This window comes from Nocardioides hankookensis (assembly GCF_042658885.1).
GTDB lineage: Bacteria > Actinomycetota > Actinomycetes > Propionibacteriales > Nocardioidaceae > Nocardioides > Nocardioides hankookensis.
In genome coordinates, this window is record NZ_JBHSRJ010000001.1 from 85,566 (window position 1) to 112,070 (window position 26,505).

The 26,505-nt window shown below is 72.6% G+C and carries 21 protein-coding genes; 10 read left to right on the forward strand and 11 right to left on the reverse strand.

Annotation, left to right across the window (positions count from 1 at the left end):
• The first annotated feature begins 1 nt into the window (after position 1).
• The 6 genes from ACFPYL_RS00365 (at position 2) to ACFPYL_RS00390 (ending at position 6,052) form a co-directional block, all read left to right on the forward strand.
• Positions 2-619, forward strand: coding sequence for a TetR/AcrR family transcriptional regulator (locus tag ACFPYL_RS00365; RefSeq protein WP_379149224.1), 618 nt, complete (start codon positions 2-4; stop codon positions 617-619).
• Positions 616-2,154 carry a glycerol-3-phosphate dehydrogenase/oxidase gene (locus ACFPYL_RS00370; protein ID WP_379149226.1) on the forward strand — a complete coding sequence of 513 codons (1,539 nt, stop codon included), beginning with the start codon at positions 616-618 and terminating at the stop codon, positions 2,152-2,154. The genes ACFPYL_RS00365 and ACFPYL_RS00370 overlap by 4 nt, the downstream gene beginning before the upstream one ends.
• A 22-nt stretch (positions 2,155-2,176) precedes the next feature.
• Positions 2,177-3,163, forward strand: coding sequence for a sigma-70 family RNA polymerase sigma factor (locus tag ACFPYL_RS00375; RefSeq protein WP_379149227.1), 987 nt, complete (start codon positions 2,177-2,179; stop codon positions 3,161-3,163).
• Positions 3,160-3,708 (forward strand): TIGR03086 family metal-binding protein, encoded by a 549-nt coding sequence (locus ACFPYL_RS00380; RefSeq protein ID WP_379149229.1) that lies wholly within the window; start codon positions 3,160-3,162, stop codon positions 3,706-3,708. Before ACFPYL_RS00375 ends, ACFPYL_RS00380 begins: the two co-directional genes overlap by 4 nt.
• 66 nt (positions 3,709-3,774) lie before the next feature.
• A complete protein-coding gene (locus ACFPYL_RS00385; protein WP_379149231.1) occupies positions 3,775-4,797 on the forward strand; it encodes a LuxR C-terminal-related transcriptional regulator in 1,023 nt (340 codons plus the stop codon).
• A 22-nt stretch (positions 4,798-4,819) separates the two neighbouring features.
• Positions 4,820-6,052 (forward strand): low temperature requirement protein A, encoded by a 1,233-nt coding sequence (locus tag ACFPYL_RS00390; protein ID WP_379149233.1) that lies wholly within the window; start codon positions 4,820-4,822, stop codon positions 6,050-6,052.
• Here ACFPYL_RS00390 and ACFPYL_RS00395 read toward each other — a convergent pair.
• A complete protein-coding gene (locus tag ACFPYL_RS00395; RefSeq protein WP_379149235.1) occupies positions 6,049-7,317 on the reverse strand; it encodes an MFS transporter in 1,269 nt (422 codons plus the stop codon). The two genes, ACFPYL_RS00390 and ACFPYL_RS00395, sit on opposite strands and share 4 nt — an antisense overlap.
• Positions 7,318-7,369: 52 nt before the next feature.
• Positions 7,370-7,546, reverse strand: coding sequence for a hypothetical protein (locus ACFPYL_RS00400; protein WP_379149237.1), 177 nt, complete (start codon positions 7,544-7,546; stop codon positions 7,370-7,372).
• A gap of 95 nt (positions 7,547-7,641) precedes the next feature.
• Between ACFPYL_RS00400 and ACFPYL_RS00405 the strand changes: the two genes are divergently transcribed.
• Positions 7,642-8,592 carry a hypothetical protein gene (locus ACFPYL_RS00405; protein WP_379149239.1) on the forward strand — a complete coding sequence of 317 codons (951 nt, stop codon included), beginning with the start codon at positions 7,642-7,644 and terminating at the stop codon, positions 8,590-8,592.
• Between the two features lie 6 nt (positions 8,593-8,598).
• Here ACFPYL_RS00405 and ACFPYL_RS00410 read toward each other — a convergent pair whose 3' ends face one another.
• The 3 genes from ACFPYL_RS00410 to ACFPYL_RS00420 form a co-directional block, all read right to left on the reverse strand.
• Entirely contained in the window at positions 8,599-10,056 is a 1,458-nt protein-coding gene (locus tag ACFPYL_RS00410) for an NAD-dependent succinate-semialdehyde dehydrogenase (protein ID WP_379149240.1), read from the reverse strand.
• A 268-nt stretch (positions 10,057-10,324) separates the two neighbouring features.
• Entirely contained in the window at positions 10,325-12,220 is a 1,896-nt protein-coding gene (locus tag ACFPYL_RS00415; RefSeq protein ID WP_379149242.1) for a M4 family metallopeptidase, read from the reverse strand.
• 134 nt (positions 12,221-12,354) lie between these two features.
• Complete coding sequence (locus ACFPYL_RS00420; RefSeq protein WP_379149244.1) at positions 12,355-15,069, reverse strand: helix-turn-helix transcriptional regulator; 2,715 nt, start codon at positions 15,067-15,069, stop codon at positions 12,355-12,357.
• Positions 15,070-15,192: 123 nt separating this feature from the next.
• On the opposite strand from ACFPYL_RS00420, the gene ACFPYL_RS00425 reads away from it, so the two are divergent.
• Positions 15,193-17,226 carry an elongation factor G-like protein EF-G2 gene (locus ACFPYL_RS00425; RefSeq protein ID WP_379149245.1) on the forward strand — a complete coding sequence of 678 codons (2,034 nt, stop codon included), beginning with the start codon at positions 15,193-15,195 and terminating at the stop codon, positions 17,224-17,226.
• Between the two features lie 3 nt (positions 17,227-17,229).
• Here ACFPYL_RS00425 and ACFPYL_RS00430 read toward each other — a convergent pair whose 3' ends face one another.
• From ACFPYL_RS00430 to ACFPYL_RS00450, 5 genes are all read right to left on the reverse strand, one after another.
• Positions 17,230-19,113 carry a penicillin-binding transpeptidase domain-containing protein gene (locus ACFPYL_RS00430; protein ID WP_379149247.1) on the reverse strand — a complete coding sequence of 628 codons (1,884 nt, stop codon included), beginning with the start codon at positions 19,111-19,113 and terminating at the stop codon, positions 17,230-17,232.
• 47 nt (positions 19,114-19,160) lie between these two features.
• Positions 19,161-19,961, reverse strand: a complete 801-nt coding sequence (locus ACFPYL_RS00435) for an SGNH/GDSL hydrolase family protein (protein WP_379149249.1) — start codon at positions 19,959-19,961, stop codon at positions 19,161-19,163.
• A gap of 90 nt (positions 19,962-20,051) precedes the next feature.
• Positions 20,052-21,773, reverse strand: coding sequence for a DEAD/DEAH box helicase (locus ACFPYL_RS00440; protein ID WP_379149250.1), 1,722 nt, complete (start codon positions 21,771-21,773; stop codon positions 20,052-20,054).
• Positions 21,774-21,850: 77 nt separating this feature from the next.
• Positions 21,851-23,671, reverse strand: a complete 1,821-nt coding sequence (gene glmS, locus ACFPYL_RS00445; protein ID WP_379149252.1) for a glutamine--fructose-6-phosphate transaminase (isomerizing) — start codon at positions 23,669-23,671, stop codon at positions 21,851-21,853.
• A gap of 12 nt (positions 23,672-23,683) precedes the next feature.
• Positions 23,684-23,965, reverse strand: a complete 282-nt coding sequence (locus ACFPYL_RS00450; RefSeq protein WP_379149254.1) for a hypothetical protein — start codon at positions 23,963-23,965, stop codon at positions 23,684-23,686.
• A gap of 269 nt (positions 23,966-24,234) precedes the next feature.
• Here ACFPYL_RS00450 and ACFPYL_RS00455 point away from each other — a divergent pair, with 269 nt between their 5' ends.
• Both ACFPYL_RS00455 and ACFPYL_RS00460 read left to right on the forward strand, forming a co-directional pair.
• A complete protein-coding gene (locus tag ACFPYL_RS00455) occupies positions 24,235-24,369 on the forward strand; it encodes a hypothetical protein (RefSeq protein ID WP_379149255.1) in 135 nt (44 codons plus the stop codon).
• 148 nt (positions 24,370-24,517) lie between these two features.
• Positions 24,518-25,117 (forward strand): YceI family protein, encoded by a 600-nt coding sequence (locus ACFPYL_RS00460; protein WP_379149257.1) that lies wholly within the window; start codon positions 24,518-24,520, stop codon positions 25,115-25,117.
• Between the two features lie 72 nt (positions 25,118-25,189).
• On the opposite strand, the gene ACFPYL_RS00465 is transcribed toward ACFPYL_RS00460, so the two are convergent.
• The gene (locus tag ACFPYL_RS00465) at positions 25,190-26,500 is read right to left on the reverse strand and encodes a DUF1501 domain-containing protein (RefSeq protein WP_379149258.1); all 1,311 of its coding nucleotides are present in this window, start codon (positions 26,498-26,500) and stop codon (positions 25,190-25,192) included.
• Positions 26,501-26,505: the final 5 nt, after the last annotated feature.

The following is a 26,505-nucleotide window of genomic DNA, read 5'->3' on the forward strand; positions in this document are numbered from 1 at the left end:
CATGACGTCACTTCGTCACAACACCGAGCCGTCCCCCGAAGATCGGGAGAGCCAGTACCTCGACGCCGCCCGGGACTGCATCCTCGACGTCGGCTGGCGGCGTACGACGCTGACCGAGGTCGCACGTCGCGCCGGCGTCTCCCGGATGACCATCTACCGCACCTGGGCCGACATGCCGCAGCTGCTCTCGGACCTGATGACCCGCGAGTGGGGCACGGTCGTCGCCGACGCGCTGGCCGACGCCCAGACCACGAACGGTCCGGACACCCCGACCGTCGAGCGGCTGGTCGGCGACATCGTCGGCACGGTGCGACGGCTCCGGGAGAACGAGCTCTTCGTCCGCATCGTCGACCTCGACCCCGAGCTGATCCTCCCCTACCTCTTCTCGCGGCGCGGCCGCTCGCAGGACGCGATCCTCGAGCTCACCGTCGCCGCCCTGCGCGAGGCCCAGGCCGCCGGCGACGTGCGCGACGGCAGCCCCGAGCTGATGGCCCGGGCGATGCTGCTCGCCGCGCACGGGTTCGTGCTCTCCGCCCACACGATGGTCGACGACGTCGTCTCGCTCGACGACCTGGACTCCGAGCTCCGTCGCGCGCTGACCCGAGGACTCCTGCCATGACGAGCACCCGCATCACCCCCGGCCTGGAGGGTGCTCCTACCGATGTGGACGTCGTGGTCATCGGCCTCGGCATCACCGGCGTGGGGGTCGCGCTCGACGCCGTCACCCGCGGGCTGTCCGTGCTGGCCGTCGACGCCCACGACCTCGCCTTCGGTACGTCGCGCTGGTCCTCCAAGCTCGTCCACGGCGGCCTGCGCTACCTCGCGAAGCTCCAGTTCGGCGTCGCCCACGAGAGCGCCGTCGAGCGCGGCATCCTGATGGACGTCACCGCGCCGCACCTGACCCACGCGCTGTCGATGGTGATCCCGCTCGGCTCGGTCACGACCCGGCGGATCGCGGTGCTCACCGGCGCCGGCCTGCTGGGCGGCGACGTGCTCCGCCGCGCGGCCGGCACGTCCTCCTCGACGCTGCCGCGGCCCCGCCGCATCTCGACGGTCGAGGCCCTCCAGCTCGCCCCGCTCCGGACCGCCGGCCTGCGCGGCGCCCTGGTCACCTGGGACGGCCAGCTCGAGGACGACGCACGTCTGGTCACCAACGTCGCCCGCACCGCTGCGTCGTACGGCGCGCACGTCCGCACCCGGGCGCGCGTGCTCAGCGCCACCGGCACCCAGGTCGAGCTCCGCGACGAGCTGACTGGTGGGACGAGCACCGTCACCGCCCGCACCGTCATCAACGCCGCCGGCGTCTGGGCCGGCGACCTGGTGCCCGAGGTGACGCTGCGGCCGAGCCGCGGCACCCACCTGGTGCTGCGCGGGTCGAGCATCCCGGGCCTGCGCACCTCGGTGTTCGCGCCGGTGCCCGGCACGACCGGCCGCTTCATCAACGTGCTCCCGCAGCCGGACGGCACGATCTACATCGGCCTCACCGACGAGCCCGTCGACGGCGACATCCCCGACGTGCCCGAGCCGTCCGAGCCCGAGATCGGCTTCCTGCTCGACGTCGCGTCGGCGGCGTTCGAGCGGCCGCTGCACCGCAGCGACGTCATCGGCGCGTACGCCGGGCTGCGGCCGCTGCTCTCGTCCGGCGACGGGTCCGGCGCGACGTCCGACCTGTCCCGGCGGCACGCCGTGCTGACCAGCGGGACCGGCGTGGTCACCATCGTCGGCGGCAAGCTCACGACCTACCGCCGGATGGCCGAGGACGCCGTCGACGCCGCGGTCACCCACGCCGGCCTGCGGGCGGAACCGTGCCGCACCGCCGAGCTCCCGCTGCTCGGGGCGGCCCCCCGACCTCGGCTCGCCGAGCTCGAGGAACCGGCCCGGTTGGTGCGCCGCTTCGGCACCGACGCCCGGCTGGTGCTCGACAACGCCCGCGCCGTCAGCGGGCTGGGCGACGACGAGCTCCTCGCGCCGGTCGCGGAGGGGGTCCCGGTCACGCTGGCCGAGCTGATCTTCGGGGTCACCCACGAGGGCGCGGCCGACGTCGACGACCTGCTCGACCGGCGCACCCGGGTTGGGCTGGTCCCGGCCGACCGGGCGCTCGCCGTACCCGCTGCGGAGCGAGCGATGAGTTTGGCGGTCGACGCGGGTCGGTAGTGCCATGCAGACTGGACAGGTCATGGCGACACTCGAAGATCCGACCACCGAGCTCGACGACTTCTCGACGCTGACGCAGCGCTACCAGCGTGAGCTGCTCGCGCACTGCTACCGGATGTCCGGCTCCGTCCACGAGGCGGAGGACCTGGTGCAGGAGACGTTCCTGCGCGCGTGGCGGGCGTCGGCCAACTTCGAGGGCCGCTCCTCGGTGCGCACCTGGCTCTACCGGATCGCCACCAACGTCTGCCTCACCAACCTCGAGAACCGCCCGCGCCGGCCGCTGCCCGCCGGGCTCGGCACCCCCGACGCGATGGCCGGCGACGCGCTCGAGATCGACCACGAGGTCACCTGGCTCGAGCCGGTGCCCGACGCCGCCGTGCAGGTGGCCGAGCGCGACACCATCCGGCTGGCGTTCGTCGCCGCCCTCCAGCACCTCCCCGCGCGGCAGCGGGCCGTCCTGATCCTGCGCGACGTGCTGCGCTGGTCGGCCGCGGAGGTCGCCGAGGCGCTCGACACCTCGACGGCCGCGGTCAACTCCGCCCTGCAGCGCGCGCACGCCCAGCTCGCCGAGCGCGGCCTGACCGCCGACACCGTCGAGCCGGACCTCACCGCCGCGCAGCAGCAGCTGCTCGAGCGGTACGTCGACGCGTTCTGGCGCAAGGACGTCGACTCGATCGTCGGGATGCTCACCGCCGAGGCGACCTGGGACATGCCGCCGTTCACCAGCTGGTACCGCGGCCGCGCCAACATCGGCTGGCTGATCGGCAACGAGTGCCCCGGCGGCGCCCGCGACATGCCGATGGTGGCGACGACCGCCAACGGCCAGCCGGCGTACGGCCTCTACATGCGTACGCCGCAGGGCGACTTCACGGCGTTCCAGCTCCAGGTCCTCGACCTCGACGGCGACCAGGTCCGGCACGTCACCGCGTTCTTCGACCTCTCGCTTTTCGACACGTTCGGGCTGCCCGCGCGGCTGCCCGCCGACTACACGGTGCACGGCACTTCGTGACCACCACCCTCCCCGCCTCGGTCGAGCTGCTCGGCCGGGCGCTCGACTACACCCGGGCCCGCCTGAACGACGTCCACGGGGGCTTGCTCGACCGTCCGACCCCGTGTGGCGACTGGCGGCTCGGCGACCTGCTCGTGCACATGGAGGACTCGCTCGACGCCTTCACCGAGGCGGCCGGCGGCCGGGTCGAGGTGCACCTGACGCACACCACCGAAGGCCGGGTCGCAGCCATCGAGGAGAAGGCCTGCGCCCTGCTCGGGGCGTGGAGCAGGCCCGGACCGGGCGACGTGCTGGTGGGCGGCCTCGACCTGGCGAGCGCGGTGCTGGTCGCCACGGCCGCGCTCGAGATCACCGCCCACGGATGGGACGTCGCCGAGGCGACCACGCCCGCGCCGGTCCCCTCCGACCTGGCCGCCGCACTGCTCCCGGTCGCCCACCTGACGGTGTCGCAGGCGGACCGCGGCGTCCGGTTCGGACCCGCCCTGCCGGTCCCCGACGAGGCGCCTGCGGACGTCCGGCTGCTGGCCTTCCTGGGCCGCGCCTGACTGGTCCAGCGCAAAGTTTCCTGCGTTTCCCCTCGCCGAGAAGCGCCTGTTCCTACGCTCAGCACCATGCCGTCCCCGCAGGTCAGCTCCGGCTCTGACGTCGCCAAGCGTGGCGCGATCGTCGATGCCCCCGAGCTGCTGGGTCGCGGGCTGCTCAACTCGCGTGCCGGAGCCATCGGCGCGGCCTTGGGCTACCTCACCCAAGCGGGTGAGGCCGCCGAGGGCGAGCTGGACGACGTCCAGCGCGCGGCACTGCTCTCGACCACCCTCGACTGCCGGCTCGCGCGCGGCGAGCTGGCCGAGGCACGCGCCGTCGGCGAGCGGCTCGGCGTCTTCCTCGAGCGGCCCGGCCTCGCCGGTGCGACCGCCCACTACGGTCGCGGCGAGCTCTGCGCGGCCGTGAACGAGATCGACCTCGCGGCGGCGCACTTCACCCGCATCCCCCGGCTGCTCGACGAGACCACCGACATCCCCGACCTGATCCCGTGGCGGACGGCCGCGGCGCTCGCCGCCGTACGCCTCGGCCACCGCGTCGAGGGCACGGCGCTCGCCCGCGAGCACCTCACCCTGGCGGGCACGGCCGGCGCGGCGTACCCCATCGCGCTCGGGCTGCGCACCCTCGCCACCGTCGACGCCCACACCGACCGCGGCTCGCTGCTGCGCCAGGCCCTCGACGAGCTCGACGGCGTCGAGGCCGCGCGGCTGAAGGCGCAGATCGAGACCGACCTCGCGGGCCTGCTGCTGCTCGGTGGTGGCCCGGGCGACGCGGCCGAGGGCCTGGCCCTGCTGCGCGGCGCCGAGACGTACGCCGGCAACGAGAACCTGTGGCCGCTCCTCGGCCGGGTCCGCCGGCTCCTCGGCCGGATGGGCGAGGAGCCCCAGCCGGTGCTGGGCGAGACGCTCGCGTCGCTGACCGCGGCCGAGCAGCGCGTCGCCCGCCTCGCCGCGACCGGCCTGACCAACCGCGAGATCGCCGACCAGCTGGTCGTCACGGTCAAGGCCGTCGAGTGGCACCTCTCGCACGTCTACCGCAAGCTCGGCATCCACTCCCGCGGCGCGCTCTCCACCGCGCTCGGCCCCGGCATCTGAGGTTTCCTCCTAGGCTGCCCGCATGCCGGAGCGGATGACGCACACCGTCGTGCCGATGGCGGGCCGAGACCCGCACGAGACGGGCCGGGCCGCGACCCCGCTCGAGCTGCTCTTCGACCTCACGTTCGTCATCGCCTTCGGCGCGGCGGCGAGCGAGCTCGCGCACTTCCTGGCCGAGGGCTACGTCGGCGAGGGCGTCCTCGGCTTCGCGTTCGCGGTCTTCGCCGTGAGCTGGGCCTGGATCAACTTCACCTGGTTCGCCTCGGCGTACGACACCGACGACTGGATCTACCGGCTGACCACGATGGTGCAGATGGTCGGCGTGCTCATCCTCGCGCTCGGGCTGCCGCAGATGTTCGACTCGCTGCACGAGGGCGAGCACGTCGACAACAGCGTCATGGTGCTCGGGTACGTCGTGATGCGGGTGCCGATGGTCTTCCAGTGGTGGCGCGCCTCGCGGCAGGACCCGGAGCGGACGACGGTCTGCCGGACCTTCATCGTCACCCTGCTGATCAGCCAGGCCGGGTGGATCGCGCTCGCGCTGGCACCGACGTCGATCCCGGTGACGTTCGTCCTGATCGTGCTGCTGGTCCTGGTCGAGGCGATCGGCCCGCTCGTCGCGGAGAAGGTGCTCGTCGGCACCCCGTGGCACCCGCACCACATCGCCGAGCGCTACGGCCTGCTGGTGATCATCGCCCTGGGCGAAGGACTGATCGGCACCGTCGCCACGCTCGCCGCGATCATCGACGAGAAGGGCTGGACCGTCGACGTCGCCGTGCTCGGGATCGCCGGCGTGGGGGTCACCTTCGGGATGTGGTGGACCTACTTCGTGCTGCCGAGCGGCGACCTCCTGCACGCCCACCGGGAGCGGTGCTTCGCGTGGGGCTACGGGCACATCCCGGTCTTCGGCGCGCTCGTCGGCGTCGGCGCCGGCCTGCACGCGGCGGCGTACCGGCTCGAGGAGCACTCGGTGCTCAGCGACACCGAGACGGTCCTGGCCGTCGTCGTCCCGCTGGCGGTGTACGTCGGCCTGCTCTTCACGCTCTACGCGCTGCTGACCCGGACGTTCGACCCCTTCCACCTGGTGCTGGTCCTCGTCTCGGCGGGCGTGCTCGGTGCGGGGGTCACGCTGGTCGCGTCCGGCGCCTCGCTGACCTGGTCGCTGCTGGTCGTCGCACTGACGCCCTGGGTGACCGTGGTCGGCTACGAGACCGTCGGGCACCGGCACAACGAAGAGGTGCTCGAGTCCCTCTAGAGGGGGTGCGCGACCTCGTCCTGCGGCAGCCGGGCGGCGACGATCGCGACCGCGGCGGCGACCGCCGGCAGCGTGCCCGCGATCAGGAAGGTCGTGCGCAGGCCGATCGCCTCCGAGACCGGGCCGGCGACCGCCATCGAGACCGGCATCAGGCTGACCGAGACGAAGAAGTCGAGCGAGGAGACCCGGCCGAGCAGGTGCGGCGGGACCCGCCGCTGGAGCAGCGTCCCCCAGATCACCATCGGCGCCGAGAAGAGCGCACCGAGCACGAAGGCCGCGACCACCAGCTGCCAGATCGCCGTGGCGACGCCCATCACGGCGAACGGCAGGCAGCCGACGCCCCACATCAGGTTCATCCAGGTCAGGTAGCGACGTGGCATCGGTCGCGAGGCGACGACCAGCGAGCCCACCGCGCCGCCGATGCCGAAGGCGGCGAGCACCAGCGCGTGGTCGCCCGGTCCGCCGCCGAGCTTGTCCTTGATCAGGAACGGCAGCAGCACCTCCAGCGGCCCCATGATCAGGAAGACCATGAGCGAGGCGAAGAGCAGGGTGGCGAGCAGCCAGGGCGTCCGCACCATGTAGACGAAGCCCTCACGCAGGTCGTGCAGGACCGAGGTCGGCCCGCTCTCCGCGTCGCGGCGTACGGGCGTGAGCGGCACCGTCGCCAGCGCGACCAGGCCCGCGAGCGAGCAGACGGCGGCCACCGTCAGCGCGGCCCCGGGTGACGCGGCCCCGACGACGACGCCGGCGACCGCGGGACCGAGCGCCTGGCCGATCGTCGGCCGGATCATCCCCTCGACGCCGTTGACCGCGAGCAGCTCGTCCTCGGGCACCAGCGCCGGCAGCCAGGCGGAGTACGCCGGGTAGTAGAACGCCATCGCCGCGCCGATCACGAAGCCGACCACGACCAGGTGCCACAGCTGCGTCAGGTCGGCGAGCGAGAAGACGGCGACCAGGCCCATGCAGGAGAGCTCGGTGGCCGCGACGCCGAGCAGGATCACCTTCTGCGGCACCCGGTCGGCGACGACGCCGCCGAGCAGCGCCGGCAGCAGCACGCCCACGGCGCTCGCGGTCGAGACCAGCGAGAGCTGCGCCGGCCCGCCGTCGAGCCGGATGACCTCCCACACCAGGCCGACCACCCACACGCCGCCCGCGAACGTCGCCAGCACGAGCGCCACCGCGAGGCGTCGGTAGGAGGGGTGCCGGAACGGCGTCAGCGCTCGCGGCAGCCTGGTGCCGGTCGATGCGACGTCGGTGTCGGTCATCTCTCCTCCTGCCACCCAGTCTCGCTGGTGGGACCGACACTGCCGAGCGAATTCATCGGGGGCTCACAAGCACGACCTTCCCGAGTGCCCGCCGACCCTCGAGGTCCGCGTGCGCGCGGGCCGCCTCGACGGCGATCCGGACCTGTCCGGGCGCGGGCTCCAGGTCGGGGAGCTCCTCGAGGACCAGGACGTCGGGGGCACCGGTGCGATGGTGACGGATCGCGTGCATGCTCCCATCCGACAAGTTCATGGACAGTTCAAGTCAAGCGCCGTCCTCGTCCGAAACCGTCGCGGGCAGCACCCGGATGCGGGAGCATGCTCGACATGGGGCTCGTCGGGGGGCGACGCGGATCCGCGCTCGCGCTGGTCGCGGCGCTGGCCGGCGCGGCGCTGACCGGCTGTGCCGACACCGTCGACGGGGCACGCACCGTGCAGACGCATCTCGGCCGTGTCCACGAGGTCGTCGCCGTCCAGGTGACGCCTCCGACGCCCGACCACGCCCCCGCCATCCGCGTGACGTACGGCGCCCGCATCGACAGCCCGACCACGCTCGGTGACCTCGTCGACGAGGTCGAGAAGGTGGCGGACAGGCTCGACTACCCCGCGCGCCGGGTCACGCTGGTGCCCGCCGACGCACCGACGTCGGCGCTCACGGTCGGCTCCGACCTCGGCGACGGCGCAGCGCGCACCGATGCGCTGACGACCTGGTTCGCGGTCACCACCGCCCTGCTCGGCCCGGTGACGTACGACGTGGAGCGCGACGCCGAGACGATCACCGTCACCTCCGGCGGCGGCGCCGCCCACGACGTCGCCGAGGCGCAGCGCATCGGTCGCGGCGGCAGTCGCACGACCTGGGTGTTCCGGGCCGGCTCCTCCACCTTCACGGCCGGCGGTCGGCTCCGCCCGTCGGACGTCGCGCTCTTCCAGGCCGTGCAGCGCAACGCCGGGGTCTCCGGCCAGCCGGTGTGGGCCAAGGCCTGGCAGCTGGACCGGCGCGGGACCCACGTCCGGCTCGACCTCGACCTCGCCTTCGGGACCGCCCTGGTGGCGCCGGCACAGCTGACGACCGCGCGCTACGGCCGCACGGTCGCACCGACGGCCCGGGTCTCCCTCGTCGCGCTCGCGCGCACCGGGCTGCCGGCGATGCTGAGCCTGCACTGCGGCTCGGACACGTTCGCCGCCTGGGAGTCCGGGCAGCCGCCCGGCCAGGGCCGCGACCCGCTGGGCCGGGGGTGGGACCCCTGGCTGGCCCAGCAGGCCGCGGCCGTCACCTGACCAGGCTCAGCCCGCCGGGAGCGCGACGTACGTCGTCTCGAGGTACTCCTCGATGCCCTCGAAGCCGCCCTCGCGACCGAAGCCGCTGGCCTTGACCCCACCGAACGGCGCCGCCGGGTTGGAGATCAGGCCGGAGTTGATGCCGATCATGCCGAACTCGAGCGACTCGGCCACCCGGATGGTGCGGGCCAGGTCGCGCGTGTAGACGTACGACGCGAGGCCGTACTCCGTGGCGTTGGCCTGGCGGATCGCCTCCTCCTCGGACTCGAACGTGCTGATCGGCGCGACCGGGCCGAAGATCTCCTGCACGTTGATCTCGGAGTCGACCGGCACGTCGAGCAGCACGGTCGGCGGGTAGAAGTAGCCGGGGCCCTCGGGCGCCTGGCCGCCGGTCACGACGGTCGCACCGTCGTGGATCGCGTCGGTGACGAGCTGGCTCACGCTCTCGACGGCCTTCTCGTCGATCAGCGGCCCGACGTCGACACCGTCGTCCTGGCCACGCCCGACGCTCAGCCCACCCATCCGCTTGCCGAGCTTCTCCGCGAACTCCTGCGCGACGGAGCGGTGCACCAGGAACCGGTTGGCGGCCGTGCAGGCCTCACCCATGTTGCGCATCTTCGCGATCATCGCGCCGTCCACGGCGGCGTCCACATCGGCGTCCTCGAAGACGAGGAACGGCGCGTTGCCGCCGAGCTCCATGCTCAGCCGCTGGAGCTGGTCGGCCGACTGGCGCACCAGGATCTTGCCCACGCCGGTCGAGCCGGTGAAGCTCACCTTGCGCAGTCGGTCGTCGGACTGGAGCGCCTCGCTGAACTCGCTGTGCCGGCTCGTGGTCACGACGTTGAGGACGCCGTCCGGCAGGCCCGCCTCGGCGAGCACGCCGGCCAGCGCCAGCATCGTCAGCGGCGTCTGGCTCGCGGGCTTGACCACCATCGTGCAGCCGGCGGCGATCGCCGGGCCGATCTTGCGGGTGCCCATCGCGAGCGGGAAGTTCCACGGGGTGATGAAGAGGCAGGGGCCGACCGGCTTCTTGATGGTCAGCAGCCGGCTGCCGCCGGCCGGCGCCTGCATCCAGCGGCCGTGGATGCGGACCGCCTCCTCGGCGTACCACCGGAAGAACTCGACGCCGTAGCCGACCTCGCCGCGGGCCTCGGCGACGGTCTTGCCCATCTCGAGGCTCATCAGGTGCGCGAACTCGTCGGCACGGTCGGTGATCAGGCCGAAGGCGGTGCGCAGGATCTCCCCGCGTTCGCGGGGCGGGGTCGTGGCCCAGGCAGCCTGGGCGGCCACCGCCGCGTCAAGGGCGTCGACGGCGTCGTTGACCGAGCCGTCGGCGACGTCGGTGAGCACCGACCCGTCCGCCGGGTCGATGACGTCGAGCCGCTCGCCGCCCTCCGCCTCGCGCCAGGTGCCGCCGATGTAGAGACCCCGCTGGTCGGGGCCGAGAAGGTCGAGTCCGTTCATGTGGCCAGCCTCGCACCATGGGGCAAGCCGTGCACCCCAGGTCCTTCTCGCAAACCGCTGACACCCTGACCACCTCCGTGACACGATGGGGACGTCGACTCGGAGGGAGCACCTTGATGTCGGCAAGAGCCCCTTGCTGACCCCATGCAGCGAGGGGCTCCCCTTTGGAGGGCCCGTTCTGACGCACCCCCTCGCGTCAGAACGGTGAACCACGAAGGACCGGGGCCCCAGCGCGTGCGCTGGGGCCCCGGTTTCGTTGCTGGTGCTGCTACGGGGTGTCGTACTTCAGCGTGAACGAGCCGGAGCCCGAGTACGCGTAGACGTCCCAGCGGTAGGTGCCCGCCCCGGCCGAGTAGGTGATGCTCTCGGTCGAGGTCGAGCCCTCGCTGGCCGCGACATCGACCCACGACGACCCGCTCTTCTTCTGCAGGTAGAGGTCGAGGTCGACCCCGCTCGGTCCGGTGAGGCAGCCGTTGATGGTGCCGGCGGTCGTCACCGTGACTCCCGTGGAGGACGGCTTGTACGTCGAGGCGCCCGACGACGCCGTACCCGTGGCCGTGACCTTGGTGCAGGTGCCACCGCCGCCGCCCGACCCGCAGGTCGGCTCACCGGCCTGCGACGGGACCGAGACGGCGTCCCAGGCCGCCTTGACCCGGTTGAAGGTGGTGCAGTCGGTGCTGCCGTACAGGTTCTTCGCGGCGGTCAGCGTCGCGACGCGGGCCTTGCCGTGCGTCCAGTACGTCGTCTTCAGCAGCATCGCGTTGTAGTAGATCTTGCCGGCGGTCTGGATGCCGACACCCGTCACGCTCGACCCGTTGCAGGTCGGCGAGGCCGGCGAGGCGGCCGAGCCCTGGGAGAGCAGGTAGAACCAGTGGTTGAGCGGACCCGCGGCCGCGTGCACCTCGGCGTTCTTGATGCTCGACGACCAGCAGTTCGGGTCGCCCACGATGCTCGGGTTGTACATGTAGCGGATCGGGCCGTCGCCGACCAGGTCCGCCTCCTCGCCGACGGTGAAGTCCGCCGGGTCGTTGGGGTTGTTGGCGTAGGCCTCGGTGAGCGCCCCGAAGATGTCGCCGGTCGCCTCGTTCATGCCGCCGGTCTCGTTGTCGCCGGTCGAGCCGCCGGGGGTGGTCTCGAAGACCCCGTGCCCGTTCTCGTGCGCCACGATGTCGATCGCGGTGAGCTGGCGGGCGCCGTCCTGGCTGTGGCCGAAGTTGGTCTTCGTGCCGTCGAAGTAGGCGTTCACGTCGTTGAGGCCGACGCGAGCCGGGTAGCTCGTGCCGTTGCCCTTGACGCCGCTGCGACCGAGCCAGGCCGACAGCATGTCGACCTCCTTGTCGACGCTGTAGAGCACGTCGACGCAGCCGGTCTCCAGGTTGGTGCCGGAGCCGTTGCCCCAGGAGTCGTCCGGGCCGGTGTAGATCGTGCCCGCCTGGTTGGCGCAGGAGACGCCGGAGCGGGTCGAGTCGGACATCCGGTACGTCGAGCCGCTCAGCGAGGTGCCGATCGTGACGCCGGGGTAGTAGTAGCCGGCGCCGGTGCCGTCGACGACGCGGTCCCAGCTGCTCAGCACCCGGCCGTTGCGGGCGTTGGTGAGCACGGTCAGCCGGGTCGGCCGGTGCTTCGTGGTGCCGACGACCAGGGTCTGCCACGCCAGCGTCGGGCGTCCCTTCGCGAGGACGACGAGGTGCGGCTTCGACGCCCGCTGGACGTGGCCCACCTGCCGCATCGCCGTACGACGTGCCGCTGCGGGCTTCACGGTCGGGCGGGTCGAGCGCAGGCGGATCACCTGGGGCTGGGTCGCGCTGCGGCCGGTCACCTTGCCGGACGGGTCGACCGCGAGCACGAAGTCGCCGCCGACGACAGGCAGCCCGCGGTAGGTGCGGTCGTACGCGACGTACTGCGTGCCGGCCGTGCCCTTCGTGGTGCTCGCCTGTCGGAACATGTCGTGCGGGCTGGCCTTGAAGGAGGCCCGGTGGTCGCCGAGGTAGGACCGGGCGGCGGTGCGCGCCACGCGGTCCGGCACGGCGGTCTGGCCCTTGGTGGCCGGCTTGTCGGCGTGGGTGCCGGGGGCGGAGGACGACGACGGTGCCTGCAGGCCCAGGGCGAGTGCGCCCGAGACCGTGACCGCCAGAGCCGCTCCGAGCAGCGTTCTGGTACTCATCGATGGATCTCCCTCGAAGGGTGTGGGGGTGGGGAGTTCGGCGTCACCGGGGGTGTCCGAGGACGTCGAGATCGAACGCTAGGAACCCCCACGGGGTACCGGTAGGGGGATTTCCCTCGTCTTGCCCGGCCGGACTACTCCGTCGGCGCGGGCACCAGCAGCGTCGCGAGCTGGGTGCGGGAGCGCACGTCGAGCTTCCGGTAGATGCGGGTCAGCGCCGCCTCGACGGTCTTGACCGAGAGGTGCTGTCGCTCGGCGATCTGCCGGTTGCTGGCGCCCTGGCTGACCAGCTGCGCGATCCTGGCCTCGGTGTCGGTGAGCCGTCCGAGCATCGGGTCTCCGGCGCCCTCGACCGGACAGGGCGCGAGCTCGGCGCGCACCTGCACCAGCCAGGGCTGGGCGTGCAGGGCGTCGAAGACCGCCTCGGCCTCCTCGAGGGTGGCCCGTGCGGCGGCCGCCCGGCGGGCGCGGCGCTCGACGTGGGCGCGGGTCAGCAGGGTGCGGCCGAGCTCGACCCGCATGCCGACGTCGGCGCAGACCTTGGCGGCGCGGTCGAGCAGGTGCATCGCCCCGTCGAGGTCGCCGGCGGCGCAGAGCACCTCGGCCTCCGCCCGGTCCAGCTGGGCACCGACGCCGTCGGTGCCCGACCGGCCGTCGATGGCGTGTCGCGCGCCGGCGAGCACGCCGGCCGCCTGGTCGACCGCGCCGAGCGCGACCAGCGCCGAGACGAGCTCGGGCTGCCACCGGTTCACGGTGGGGTCGCTGATCCCGTGCGCCTCCTCGATGGCGCGGATCCGCAGCAGGGTGGTCCGCGCGGACTCGGCGTCCCCGGCACGGAGCTGGGCCTGCCCGAGCAGCAGCAGGTGGCGCTGCAGGTAGCGGGTGTCACCGCGCTCCTGCGCCGCGACCGCGCCCTGCTCGGCCAGCGTGCGCCCGGTCTCGAGGTCCCCGCCGGCGAGCTCGGCGAGCGCGCTGATGAACCACCCGGTGTGCGGGTCGAGGCCGAACTCCTCGGCGACCTGCGTCGCGCGCGCGGCGTACGCCACCGCCTCGCGGCAGCGCCCGAGCCGGACGCCGACCTCGACCAGGCAGCGGAGCACGTGCACCTGGTCCATCCCGGCGCCGCGCTCGACCTGGGCGAGCATCGTGAGGTTGGCCGTCCAGGCCTCCTCGAGCCGGTCGTCGTAGAGCGCGAACCGGGCGGCGATGTAGGCCGGCGAGGTGTGGGTCAGCCCGGGCTGCGGGGGCTCGCTCGCGGGCACCAGGGCGAGCGCGTCGGCGAGGTGGAGGTCGTGCAGGCCGGAGCCGGTCCAGCGGGTCGACACCGCGAGCGTGGTCCGTGCGGAGGCCTCGGCCACCCGGTCACCCGCTCGCTGGAAAAGCCCGGCGGCGCGCTCGGCGAGCCGGCCGGCCTCGTCGGGGCGCGACTCCATCAGCGCGACCCGCGAGCGCTGGAGCAGCACCAGCGCGACCAGGCGGTCGTCCTCGCCGGCGTCGGTCAGGGCCGCGGCCAGCACCTCGTCCATCGCGGCCAGGCCCGACCCGGCCAGCTCCGGCAGCGCCAGCCGCACGCGCACGGTCTGCGCGGGCTCGGCCGGCAGCTCGAGGAAGTCGTCCAGCGCCCGGTGCACGAGCTCGACGTGGTTGCCCGGCGCCCCGGTCTCGACGGCGGTCGCCAGCCACTCGACGCGCGCGGTGCCGAGCTCGGCCGGCGCCCGGTCCGCCGCCAGCAGGTAGAGCTCGGTGGCGATGGAGCGGTTGCCGCCGCTCGCCGACTCCCGGGCGACGATCGCCAGCTCCCGCGCGGTCTCCGCATCGGGTCGCGGGTCGGCCAGGGCACGGTGCCGGATGCGCTCGGCCGGGCTGGGCGCCACGTCGGCGAGGGCGCGGTGCCACTCCGTGCGGCGTACGGCGGGGATCGTCTCGGTCACCACCCGCCCCAGCTCGGACGGGGTGAAGCGCACGGTGTCGCCGGAGCGGGTCAGCAGGCCGGCCTCGGCCGCCGACCGCAGGTGCTGGTCGACCTCGACCCGACCGGCCCGCTCGAGCTGGCGCACGGTCGGCCGGTGCAGCAGCGCGGCGAGCGCCACGGTGTCCCGGACCCCCTCCTCCTGGGCGAGGAAGCGGTCGCGCAGCACGCGCTCCAGGCTCGCGGGCATCGGCGTCGGCCGGCCGAGCAGCACGGGTTGCTCGCGGGCCGCGCCGCCCAGCGCGAGGGCCAGCGACGGCAGCCCGCCGGACTCGACGTGCAGCCGCTGCGCGACGTGGGCGGGGACGCCGTGCGCCCCGAGCAGCTCGATCATCGCGGCCGCGTCGAGCGGCGGGACGTCGAGGTGGTGCAGGTCGGAGAGGTCCACGTCGCCGTCGGCGAGCGGGTCGCGCGCGGGGCCGACGGTGGCGACCACGCTGACCCGGTCGGTCAGCCGGCGCCGCCCGTAGCCGATGACGCAGGCCGACTGGGGGTCCAGCCACTGCACGTCGTCGAGCAGGATCAGCACGGTCCGGGTGCGGGAGGCCTGCTCCAGCAGGGAGCGGAACGACGTGCACAGCACGGTGCGCAGCCGGTCCTCCTCGACGGGCGCTGCCATCAGTGGCAGCGAGCCACCCAGCTCGACCGGCAGCTGGTCGACGAGGTCCTGGAGCGCGGCGTACGGCAGCCCGTGCTCGGCGACCGCCCCGTTGGCGCGCAGCACGAGGGCGTCCGGCCTCTCACGGCGCTGCTCCTCGAGCGCGTCGAGCAGGGCGCTCTTGCCGATGCCGGTCGGTCCGTGGAGCGCGACGGACTCCCCCTGCGCCAGGAGGTCCTGCACCTCCGAGAGCAGGCCGAGACGGCCCATAACCCGAGACATGGAACCTCCAAGATAATCGACCGAATCCGTGGCCGACAGACCCTTGCGCCCGCGCAGGTGGAGGAGTTCTCTCGGACCGAGGGGTCAACGGCGACCCCTCGCGGCAGGGCGGGAGGTACGGCGATGGCCGACAGGACCAGGAGAGCGTCCGGGCAAGATCTGGGGGCGAGCAGCCCGGACCGGATCAGGAACGTGGTGCTGGTGGGCCCCGCCGGGTCCGGCAAGACCACGCTGGCCGAGACCCTGCTCGCCGCCTCGGGTGCCACCTCCCGCGCCGACCACACGCACGGCCACACGATCTCGCTCACCGTGACACCGCTGGTGCGCGAGGACACGAAGATCAACCTGATCGACACCCCGGGCTACGCCGACTTCGTCGGTGGACTGCGCGCGGGCCTCCGAGCCGCCGACTGCGCGCTCTTCGTCGTGGCCGCCAACGAGGGGGTCGACGACGGCACCCGCGCGCTGTGGCGCGAGTGCGCGAGCGTCGGCATGCCGCGGGCGGTCGTGGTCACCAAGCTCGACCAGGCGCGTGCCGACTACGAGGGCGTGCTCGCCCAGGCGCGGGAGGCGTTCGGTGACCGGGTGATGCCGCTCTTCGTCCCGGTCCGTGAGGGCGACGCCGTGGTCGGGCTGACCGGTCTGCTCGCCCCCGGCCCCTCCGAGCTGCGCGGCGAGCTCATCGAGGCGGTGATCGAGGAGTCCGAGGACGAGTCCCTGATGGACCGCTACGTCGGCGGCGAGGAGATCGACGAGAAGGTGCTCCTCGACGACCTCGAGCGCGCCGTCGCCCGGGCGACGTTCTTCCCCGTCGTGCCCGTGTGCTCGCTGACCGGCGTCGGCTGCACCGAGCTGCTGGACCTCGCCGTACGCGGCTTCCCGTCGCCCGCCGAGCACCCCTCCCCCGACGTCTTCCTGCCCTCGGGCGCCGCCGCGGCCGAGATCACCGGCGACCCCGGCGGCCCGCTGGTGGCCGAGGTGGTGAAGACGACCAGCGACCCGTACGTCGGCCGGCTCAGCCTGGTCCGGGTCTTCTCGGGCACGCTCGTGGCCGACCAGTCGGTCCACGTCTCCGGCCACTTCACGGCGTTCTTCGGCGACGGCGCCGGGCACCCCGACCACGACGAGGACGAGAAGATCGGCGCCCTCGCCTACGTCTTCGGCCGCCAGCAGGCACCGACCGACCGGGTCGTCGCGGGCGACATCTGCGCGATCGGCCGGCTGACCCGGGCCGAGACCGGCGACACCCTCTCCGACGTGGACGACCCACGGGTGCTGCGGCCCTGGTCGATGCCCGAGCCGCTGCTGCCGGTCGCGATCGTCGCGCACAGCAAGGCCGACGAGGACAAGCTCTCCCAGGCGCTGGGCCGGCTCGCCGCCGAGGACCCGTCGTTGCGCATCGACAACAACGCCGAGACCCACCAGCTGGTGCTGTGGTGCATGGGTGAGTCGCACGCCGAGGTCACCCTCGAGCGGCTCACCGAGCGGTACGCCGTGCACGTCGACCAGGTGCCGTTCGTGGTGTCGCTGCGCGAGACGTTCTCGGGCCGGGCCGCCGGTCTCGGCCGGCACGTCAAGCAGTCCGGCGGGCACGGGCAGTACGCCGTGTGCCACCTCGAGGTCGAGCCGCTGGCCGAGGGCGCCGGCTTCGAGTTCGTCGACAAGGTGGTGGGCGGCTCGGTGCCGCGCCAGTTCATCCCGAGCGTCGAGAAGGGGGTGCGCGCCCAGATGGAGCGCGGCGTGCGGCTCGGCCACCCCGTGGTCGACGTACGCGTGACCCTCACCGAGGGCAAGGCGCACAGCGTCGACTCCTCCGACATGGCCTTCCAGACCGCCGGCGCGCTCGCCCTGCGCGAGGCCGCCGCGGCGACGACCGTGACCATGCTGGAGCCGTTCGACACCGTCACCGTGCTGGTCCCCGACGAGCTCGTCGGCTCCGTGATGAGCGACCTGTCGTCGCGGCGCGGGCGCCTGCTCGGCACCGACAAGGTCGGCGACCGCACCCAGGTGCTCGCCGAGGTCCCGCAGACCGAGCTGGTCCGCTACGCCGTCGACCTCCGCGCCTCCACCCACGGTGCCGGCGTCTTCACACGCAGCTTCGCGCACTACGAGCCGATGCCGGAGGACGTCGCCCGCTCCGTCCCGGCGCGCGGCTGACCCCTACCGAGCAGCCCGCAGGAACTGCTCCAGGATCGGGCCGGCGGTGCCGGAGCCCGACGAGCCCTCGTCGACGTACACCGCCACGGCGAGGTCGCCCTGGGCCGCCACCATCCACGCGTGCGTGAGGGTCTTGCCGTTGCGCTCGAACTCGGCGGTGCCCGTCTTGGCGATCACCGGCGGGCCGGGCACGTCGAGGAGGCCGCGCCCGCTGCCGGACGTCACGACGCCGCGCAGCATCTGGCGCAGCGCCGCGGCCTCACCGGCGGTCAACGGCTCGACGCCGTCGGGCACGGAGACCTTGACCGACTTCACCAGCCGCGGCACCACGGTCTTGCCGGACTGGATCGAGGCCATCACCGTCGCCATCGCCATCGGCGACGCCAGGATGCCGCCCTGGCCGATCAGGTCGGCGGCCGCCTCGGTCTGGGACTTCGGGGCCGGCACCTGGCCGAAGTACGCCGGGAAGCCGAGGTCGTGGTCGACGCCGAGACCCAGCGACGCGGCCGCTGCGGCCAGCGATCCGTCGGACACCTTGCCCGCCTGGGAGATGAACGCGGTGTTGCACGAGTTCGCGACGGCGGAGCGGAGCGGGATGTTGCCGAGCCCGCTGCTCGGGTAGTCGTCGTAGTTCTCGAACGGCTTGCCGTCCACGACGATCCGGCTCGTGCACGGCACGACCGTGCCCGGCTTCAGCCCGGCCCGGAGCAGCGCCAGGCTGCTGACCGTCTTGAAGGTCGAGCCCGGTGCCGCCTGCCCGTACGTCGCGACGTTGTAGCCGTCGGTGCCGGCGCCGTTGGCGGCCGCCAGGATCGCGCCGTCCGACGGGCGCACGGCGACCAGCGCACTGGCCGGGCCGACCCCGGCGAGTGCCGCCTCGGCGGCGGTCTGGCGCTGCAGGTCGAGGGTGATGTCGAGCGGCTTCCCCTGCTGCGGCTCCACCCGGTAGAGCTCGCGCTCCATCCCGTCCGACCCGACCGCGTGGACGACCGCGCCGTCCACGCCCTGCAGCTGCTCGTCGTACCGCGCCTGGAGCCCCGACAACCCGGCCAGGTCCCCGACCTCGTAGGTGTCCGGGTGGTCCTTGATCATCTCGGCCGTCACGTCACCGACGGTGCCGAGGATCGGCAGCGCGAAGTCACGGCTGGGCGCGAGCGGGAGCTGGCCCGGGATCCCGACGCCGCCCTTGATGCGGAAGTACTGCTGCGCGACGTCGACCGGCACGTCCTCCTTGCGCAGCGTGATCGCCTCGACGAACGCCTTGTCGCCGGAGGCCACCACGCGCTTCGCGTACGCCGTGGGGTCGATGCCGACCAGCCGCGCGAGCTCGCGCGCCGACGCGGCGGCCTGCGCGGCCGGCACCTTGCCGCGGTCGATGCCGAAGCGGACGACGTCGCGGTCGGTGACCAGCGCGGTGCCGCGGTTGCCGATGATGTCGCCGCGGCTCCCGCCGATCGGGGTGGCGTCCAGGACGGTCGCCTTGCGCAGGCTCGGCTCGACGAGCGCGCGCGACCACGGGACCTGCCACTCGTCGTCGACCTTCGTCATCGTGACGTCGGTCGTGTAGCTCCACTCGTCGCCGGCCACCGGCCACACCCAGGCGAGGGTGGCGGTCGCCGTGTCGCCGTCCTCCTCGACGCCCCCGGCCGTCACCGTGGGAGTCAGGTCGCCGAGGCCGTCGACGACCTCCGCGTAGTCGGCGTCGACCGCCGTCGGGGTCTGGTCGTCCGCGAGCGCGACATCGGCGAAGTCGCCCGTCGCGAGCGCCGCGGCCAGGGCGTCGGCGGCCTTGTCGGGGTCGGGACCGGTCACCTTGTCCTTGGCGTCGCAGCCGACGAGGACGCTGGAGACGAGGACGACGGCAGCGATCGAGACGAGAGGGCGCACGCGTCGGTTCTACCAGCCCGGGCCGACCGACCCCTGGGTACGCGGGCTCAGACGAGCAGCCCCGCGACCAGCGGCAGGTAGCCGGACGCGTGCCCGGCCTGGTTGGGGTGGTAGCTGTCGCTGATCGGGTTGGACAGACCGTTCAGCCACTCCGGGCTGTCGCAGACCGCGTGCCCCACGAAGCGGCTGGTCGGGTTCGCGAACGAGAAGCCCTTCGCCGACGCGGCCCCGGACAGCTTGCCGTTCAGCAGGTCAGCCGTCTGGTTGAGCCGGGTCTCCTCTGCCGGGGAGAAGAAGGTGGCCGCGTTGCAGTCCTCGCCGTTGAAGACGCGCGGGTAGCCGACCACGACCACCTTCGCGTTCGGCGCCTTGCTCCTGATCGAGGCGTACAGCGTCGCCAGCGCGCCGGGCAGCGTGTTGTTGATGTAGGCCTGCGCGGTGTTGATCTTGCCGTCGCAGTTGCTCGCCCAGCCGGGCTTCGCGCACTCGGTCAGCACGCCGGAGAATCCGGCGTCGTTGCCGCCCACCGACACCGTCACGTACGCCGTACCCGTCGACAGGGCACTGAGCTGACCCGTCACGTCCGGGATCTTCGCGCCCGAGCACGCCTTGAAGTTCAGCGCGTAGCCCTTCTGGTTGGCGACCAGCTTCGGGTAGGCGAGGTTGGAGCGCTGGCAGGACGTGCCGTCGTTGATGTAGCTCCTGGTGCCGACCCCGGACGAGTAGGAGTCGCCGAGCGCGACGTACGCCGGCGCCGCGGCGTGGGCCGGCGCGGCGAGCAGCACCGGGACGGTGACCGTCGCCGCGACGGCGGCGACGAGACGGGCGAGACGACTGCGGACCGACATGGGACCTCCGAGAGACCGGGTCACCCGCCAGTCGGTGTGACCGCGGTCACACTAGACCCGGAGTCGCGTCCTCGTCTGCCCCCCGAGAGGTCAGTTCTTGTGGCGCGGCTTCCGCGGGCCCGAGTTGTACGACGGGCCGCCGTTGTCCGGGGTGAGCTCGATGAGCTTGCCGGAGATCCGGGTGCCCTTCAGCTTGTCCCAGGCGCCGCCGGGCAGGTCGGCGGGCAGCTCGACGAGCGAGTGGTCGCCCCGGATGTCGATGTGCCCGAAGTCCTGGCGCGAGAGCCCGCCCTCGTTGGCGATGGCGCCGACGATCTGGCGCGGCTCGACCTTGTGGCGCTTGCCGACGGCGATCCGGTAGGTCGCCATCGGGACGTCGCTGCGGCCGCGGGGCCGGCGCTCGCCGCGGTCGGGGCGGTCGGTGCGGGCCGGCCGCTCGTCGCGCTGCTGCTGACGGGCGTCCGCAGCGGGGTCGATCAGGAGCGGGGTCTCACCCTGGGCGACCACGGCGAGGGCGGCGGCGACGTCGGCCTCCGGCACGTCGTGCTCGCGCACGTAGTGCTGGATGATGTCGCGGAACCGGTCGATCCGGGTCGTCTGCTCCAGGGCCGCGGTGATCTGGTCGTCGAAGCGCGAGAGCCGGGTGGCGTTGACGTCGTCGGCGGTCGGCAGCTGCATCTGCGCCAGCGGCTGGCGGGTGGCCTTCTCGATGTGCTTGAGCAGGTAGCGCTCGCGCGGCGTCACGAACGAGATCGCGTCTCCGCTGCGACCGGCGCGGCCGGTGCGGCCGATGCGGTGCACGTAGGACTCGGTGTCGGTGGGGATGTCGTAGTTGACGACGTGGCTGATCCGCTCGACGTCGAGGCCACGGGCGGCGACGTCGGTGGCGACCAGGATGTCGAGCTTCGCCGACTTCAGCTGGTTGACGGTGCGCTCGCGCTGGGCCTGGGCGACGTCGCCGTTGATCGCGGCGGCGGAGAAGCCACGCGCCCGCAGCTTCTCGGCCAGCAGCTCGGTCTCGCTCTTGGTGCGGACGAAGACGATCATGCCCTCGAAGTTCTCGACCTCGAGGATGCGCGTGAGGGCGTCGATCTTCTGCGGGTACGAGACGATCAGGTAGCGCTGGGTGATGTTCGGCGCGGTCGCGGTCTTGTTCTTGACCGTGATCTCTTCCGGGTCGTTCAGGTACTGCTTGGAGATCCGGCGGATCTGCGCCGGCATGGTCGCGGAGAAGAGCGCGACGTTCTTGTCGTCGGGGGTGTCCGCGAGGATCGTCTCGACGTCCTCGGCGAAGCCCATGTTGAGCATCTCGTCGGCCTCGTCGAGCACCAGGAAGCGCAGCTCGCTCAGGTCGAGCGTGCCCTTCTCCAGGTGGTCCATGATCCGGCCCGGGGTGCCGACCACGACGTGCACGCCACGACGCAGCGCGCTGAGCTGGACGCCGTACGCCTGGCCGCCGTAGACGGGGAGCACGTGGACGCCCTTGCTGTGCGCGGCGTACTTCTCGAACGCCTCGCAGACCTGGAGCGCGAGCTCGCGGGTCGGCGCGAGCACGAGCGCCTGCGGGGTCTTCTGCGACAGGTCGAGGCGCGACAGGATCGGCAGCGCGAACGCCGCGGTCTTGCCGGTGCCGGTCTGCGCCAGGCCGACCACGTCGCGCCCGGCGAGGAGCGGCGGGATGGTCGCGGCCTGGATGGCGGAGGGCTTCTCGTAGCCGACGTCCGCCAGCGCCTTCAGGACCTTGTCGCTGAGCCCGAGGTCGGCGAACGTCACCTCAGGAGTCGAAGTGTTGTCGCTCTCGTCGTTGCTCACCCGTCAACGGTAGTGCTTTCGCTCACGCGCGCCACCTTCGTCGTCGCGGTGGGCTGGGTCACCCCGCCGCTGCGCGGCTACTCGACCGTCACCGACTTGGCCAGGTTGCGCGGCTTGTCGATGTCGTGGCCGAGCTGGAGGGCTGCGTGGAACGCCAGCAGCTGCAGGGGTACGACGAGCAGCACGGGGTCGAGCTCGCGCTCGTTGCGGGGGACGTCGATGCGCGTGCACTCGACCTCGCCGAGGTCGACGCCCTCGTGGGTGACGACGACGAGCGGGCCGCGACGGGCGGCGATCTCGTGCAGCGCGCCGACGTTGCGGTCGGTCAGCTCGTCGTCGGGCACGATCGCGACCGTCGGCACCTGCTCCGAGACCAGCGCCAGCGGGCCGTGCTTGAGCTCGGAGGTCTGGTAGGCCTCGGCATGCCGGTAGGAGATCTCCTTGAACTTCTGCGCACCCTCGCGCGCGACGGGGAAGCCGCGCACCCGGCCGACGAAGAAGAGGCTGTCGGCCGCCGCGAGCTGGCCCGCGACCGCGGCGATCTCGTCCTCGCGGTCGAGGATCTCCTGGATCTGCTCGGGGATCCGGGACAGGCCGTTGATCAGCCGGCGTCCGTCGGCGATGGAGAGGTCGCGCACCCGGCCGAGCTGGAGCGCGAGCAGCGCGAAGCCCAGGAACATGTTGGTGAGCGCCTTGGTCGACGCGACGGCCACCTCGGGCCCGGCGTGCAGGTAGATGCCGCCTTCGCACTCGCGGGCGATCGCGCTGCCGACGACGTTGACCAGGCCGATCACGCGGCCGCCCTTGCGCCGGATCTCCTGGACGGCGAGCAGGGTGTCGATCGTCTCGCCGGACTGGCTGACCGCGACGTAGAGCGTGTCCGGCTCGATCACCGGGTCGCGGTAGCGGAACTCGCTCGCGGCCTCGGCGTCGGCGGGGATGCGGGCCAGCTCCTCGACGAGCGCGGCACCCATCTGGCCGACGTAGTACGCCGAGCCGCAGCCCAGGATCTTGACCCGCCGGATCGCGCGCGTCTCCCGGGCGTCCATGTTCAGGCCGCCGAGGTGCGCGGTGCCGAACCGCTCGTCGAGCCGCCCGCCCAGCACCCGCTCCGCCGCGGCCGGCTGCTCGAGCATCTCCTTGTGCATGAACGACTCGTGCTCGCCGGCCTCGTAGGCGGCCGGGTCGACGTCCACGGTCTCCGCGGTGCGGGCGACCGGACGCAGGTCCCCGCCGTACGTCGTGAAGCCGCCGGCGGTCACCGTGGCGATCTCGCCGTCGGCCAGGTGGGCGATGGTCGTCGTGTGCCGCACGATCGCGGCGAGGTCGGAGGCGACGTACATCTCCTTCTCACCGACGCCGATGAGCAGCGGGCTGCCGTTGCGCGCGACCACCAGGCGGTCGGCGAAGTCGGCGTGCACGACCGCGAGGCCGTAGGTGCCCTCGACCTGCGCCAGCGCGTCGACGACCTTGCCCTCCAGCGTCGGCGCCTCGGAGAGCGCGACCAGGTGGGCCAGCACCTCGGTGTCGGTGTCGCTGACCAGGTCGACGCCCCCGTCGGCCAGCCGGTGTCGCAGCGCGGCGGCGTTGTCGATGATCCCGTTGTGGACGACCGCGACCAGGCCCTTGGCGTCGGTGTGCGGGTGGGCGTTCACGTCGTTGGCCGGCCCGTGGGTCGCCCAGCGGGTGTGCCCGATGCCGACCTTGCCGGCGAAGCGCTTGGGCAGCCCGTCCGCGAGGTCGCGCACCCGGCCGGCCCGCTTCTCCACCTTGATCCCGGTGCTGCCGAGCAGCGCGAGACCGGCCGAGTCGTAGCCGCGGTGCTCGAGCCGGGTGAGTCCCTCCAGCAGCAGCGGGGGTGCCTGCTGGGTGCCGACGTAGCCGACGATTCCGCACATGTTCTCTGGTTCCTATCCATAGACGAGGCGCCGAAGCTGGCGCTCGGTGAGCTCGGGAGCGGCCACCACGCGCGCGGCCAGCTCCTCGGCGATGCGGGCGAAGATCTCCGGGTTCTTCGCGCCGTACGTCTTCAGCTGGGCGTGCCGACGCCGCACGTAGTCCTCCACCGGCTCGGCGTGGAAGGCGATGACGTCCTCCACCACCCGCGCCGCCTCGGCGGGCGAGAGACCGGTGCTGGCAGCGACGCGGTCGACCAGCTCGGGGTCGGCCGTGGGGCGGCGGAGCGTGGACACGAGGTCGATCGTGCGGGCCCAGGACGGCAAACGCAACTTCCTGCCCGTTATCGGGCAGAAATGTCCGATTGCGCCTCCCCGATCCACGCAGGACGCCGTCACTGCCGGCGACGCAGGAGTCACTCCCGACACCGATGGAGCGCACACCCCCCGCCAGGCGCCTCCAGAGGTCTCCCAGTGGGGAAAGCGGACCGGTTTTCGGGAAGAAGTGACACCTCGGGTGGGGGTGAGGTACCTTTGGTGAACAGAAGGTGAACGAAAGGTGTCCCATGAACCACAACAAGATGGCCAACGGCCTCGTGCAGGTCTGGGTGCCGGTGACCGACCACCAGGGCCGCACCCGCGTCGAGGCGCACTGGATCGATGCGTCGACGGCACCGACCCACGCGACGCACGCCGCCTGACCCCACGCTCGATCGACCCTGTCCGGAGCTCCTCCGGGCGGGGTCGATGCATGTCCGGACAAAGTTCGGGAACAGGGGAATGAATCGGACCGTGGTCCGGTTAGGGTGATCAAAGGTTCAACCAACCCACAGTCCCTCAGGAGTCACGATGTCGTTCTTCAACCGTCAGGCCGCCGAGCAGTTCGACGCCCCCACCACCGCCGTCGAGGACATCTCCGGCGACTACACGATCGACCCGACCCACACCCGCCTCGGCTTCAGCACCCGCCACGCGATGGTGACGACGGTCCGTGGTCACTTCACCGAGTTCTCCGGCACCGCCCACGTCGACGCCGCCAACCCGGCCGCGTCGAGCGTCTCGCTCACGATCCAGACCGCGAGCATCGACACCGGTGTCGCCGACCGTGACGGCCACCTGAAGTCGGCCGACTTCTTCGACGCCGACAACAACAAGGAGATCACCTTCTCCTCCACCCAGGTCGAGCGCGACGGCGACGACTGGGTCATCACCGGCGACCTCGTCATCAAGGGCGAGTCGAAGTCGGTCACCATCACCTTCGAGCCCACCGGCTCGGCCCGCGACCCGTTCGGCAACCTGCGCATCGGCTTCGAGGGTGGCACCAGCATCAACCGCAAGGACTGGGGCCTGACCTGGAACGCCGCGCTCGAGACCGGCGGCGTCCTCGTCTCCGAGAAGATCAAGCTCGAGTTCGACATCTCGGCGATCCAGAACGCCCAGGAGGCCTGAGGCTCGACGAAGGCCCGCTCCCCCAGGATCGACTGGAGGAGCGGGCCTTCGTGCTGCCCGGGCCGGTGGGACCTACTGACCGACCATGAACCCGACGCGCTCGCGCTGGAAGCCCGGGAAGACGTCCGCCGTCGACGCGGTCGTCCGTGCGGCGACGACCTCCGCGAGCACGCTGCGGTAGTCGGTGGTGACCGAGACGTCTGAGTCCAGGGCATTGGTGAGCCCCGGCCAGCTGCCGTAGTAGCGGCCACCCTTGACGCCCGCGCCGGCAGCCAGCATCACGTTGCCCCACCCGTGGTCGAGCCCGCCGTTGGCATTCTCCTGCACCCGGCGGCCGAACTCGCTGATCGTCACCAGGGTGACCCGGTCGCCGACCGCACCGAGGTCGGCGAAGAAGGCGGCGATCGCGGCCGCCAGGTCGCCGGCGTTGCGCTGCATCCAGCCGCCGCCGGCCGCACCGAGACCGACGTGCATGTCCCAGTTGCCGCTGTCGACGGTGACCGCCGAGACGCCGACGTTCGCCCGCAGGGTGCGGGCGACCGCCGACAGCGCCTCGCCGAGGTCGCCCTGCGGGTAGAGCTTGGGCCGGGCCCGCTCGGCGCGGGCGGGGTCGAGGTCGACGACCGCGTCGAGGGCCTCGCGGAAGCCGGTGCCCATCGGGTTGCGGCTGCGTGACCACTGGGTGCGCAGCGCCTTCATCCGCTGGCCGTGCGGGTCGCTGCCCCGGTCGCTACCCGCGACGCGCGCGGTGTCGAGCGAGGCGAAGGACATGACCGGCTCGGGTCCGACCATCGAGGTCGGGATGCTGGGACCGACGACCAGGCCCTGCAAGGAGGAGCTCACGTCATCGCTGCCGACGAGCCGGTTCAGCCAGCCGACCCGGCTCATCGAGCCGGGGTCGGCGTCCTCGAGCTCCTCCATCGCGGCGAAGTGCGAGCGGTTCGGGGCCGGGAGCCCGGTCGCGTGGATCGCGGCGAGCTTGCCCGCGTCCCACAGCGGCAGCAACGGCGCCATCGCCGGGTGCATGCCGAAGAAGCCGTCCTTGGCGACCAGCGCCTCCGGCCGGATGCCGATGCCCGGACGCGCCTGGTAGTAGACGGGGTCGCCGTGCGGGACGACCAGCGACAGACCGTCCGCGGCACCGCGCAGGGAGACGACCACGACGGCGTTGGTCGGCGTACGCCGTGCCCCCTTGGAGGTCGCGGCGGCGGCCAGGGTCGGGCCGACGGTGACGGCGGCGGAGCCGAACATCGTCGTCGCGCCCGCGAGCGCCGCGCCGCGCAGCAGCGCGCGACGCGACGGGGTGAGGACGGGCCTGGTCAGGTCACTGGTGGCGGGTCGGCAGTCACAGCCGTCGAGGGGCTCGGAAGGCAGGGCACTCATGATGG

Bases quoted from the DNA above. Each gene is read 5' to 3' on its own strand.
- ACFPYL_RS00435 (WP_379149249.1), bottom strand. From the start codon at position 19,961: ATGTCGGTCCGCAGTCGTCTCGCCCGTCTCGTCGCCGCCGTCGCGGCG.
- ACFPYL_RS00395 (WP_379149235.1), bottom strand. From the start codon at position 7,317: ATGACCGACACCGACGTCGCATCGACCGGCACCAGGCTGCCGCGAGCG.
- ACFPYL_RS00390 (WP_379149233.1), top strand. From the start codon at position 4,820: ATGCCGGAGCGGATGACGCACACCGTCGTGCCGATGGCGGGCCGAGAC.
- ACFPYL_RS00400 (WP_379149237.1), bottom strand. From the start codon at position 7,546: ATGCACGCGATCCGTCACCATCGCACCGGTGCCCCCGACGTCCTGGTC.
- ACFPYL_RS00365 (WP_379149224.1), top strand. From the start codon at position 2: ATGACGTCACTTCGTCACAACACCGAGCCGTCCCCCGAAGATCGGGAG.
- ACFPYL_RS00370 (WP_379149226.1), top strand. From the start codon at position 616: ATGACGAGCACCCGCATCACCCCCGGCCTGGAGGGTGCTCCTACCGAT.
- glmS (WP_379149252.1), bottom strand. From the start codon at position 23,671: ATGTGCGGAATCGTCGGCTACGTCGGCACCCAGCAGGCACCCCCGCTG.
- ACFPYL_RS00465 (WP_379149258.1), bottom strand. From the start codon at position 26,500: ATGAGTGCCCTGCCTTCCGAGCCCCTCGACGGCTGTGACTGCCGACCC.
- ACFPYL_RS00415 (WP_379149242.1), bottom strand. From the start codon at position 12,220: ATGAGTACCAGAACGCTGCTCGGAGCGGCTCTGGCGGTCACGGTCTCG.
- ACFPYL_RS00460 (WP_379149257.1), top strand. From the start codon at position 24,518: ATGTCGTTCTTCAACCGTCAGGCCGCCGAGCAGTTCGACGCCCCCACC.
- ACFPYL_RS00385 (WP_379149231.1), top strand. From the start codon at position 3,775: ATGCCGTCCCCGCAGGTCAGCTCCGGCTCTGACGTCGCCAAGCGTGGC.
- ACFPYL_RS00405 (WP_379149239.1), top strand. From the start codon at position 7,642: ATGGGGCTCGTCGGGGGGCGACGCGGATCCGCGCTCGCGCTGGTCGCG.
- ACFPYL_RS00375 (WP_379149227.1), top strand. From the start codon at position 2,177: ATGGCGACACTCGAAGATCCGACCACCGAGCTCGACGACTTCTCGACG.
- ACFPYL_RS00425 (WP_379149245.1), top strand. From the start codon at position 15,193: ATGGCCGACAGGACCAGGAGAGCGTCCGGGCAAGATCTGGGGGCGAGC.
- ACFPYL_RS00455 (WP_379149255.1), top strand. From the start codon at position 24,235: ATGAACCACAACAAGATGGCCAACGGCCTCGTGCAGGTCTGGGTGCCG.
- ACFPYL_RS00420 (WP_379149244.1), bottom strand. From the start codon at position 15,069: ATGTCTCGGGTTATGGGCCGTCTCGGCCTGCTCTCGGAGGTGCAGGAC.
- ACFPYL_RS00410 (WP_379149240.1), bottom strand. From the start codon at position 10,056: ATGAACGGACTCGACCTTCTCGGCCCCGACCAGCGGGGTCTCTACATC.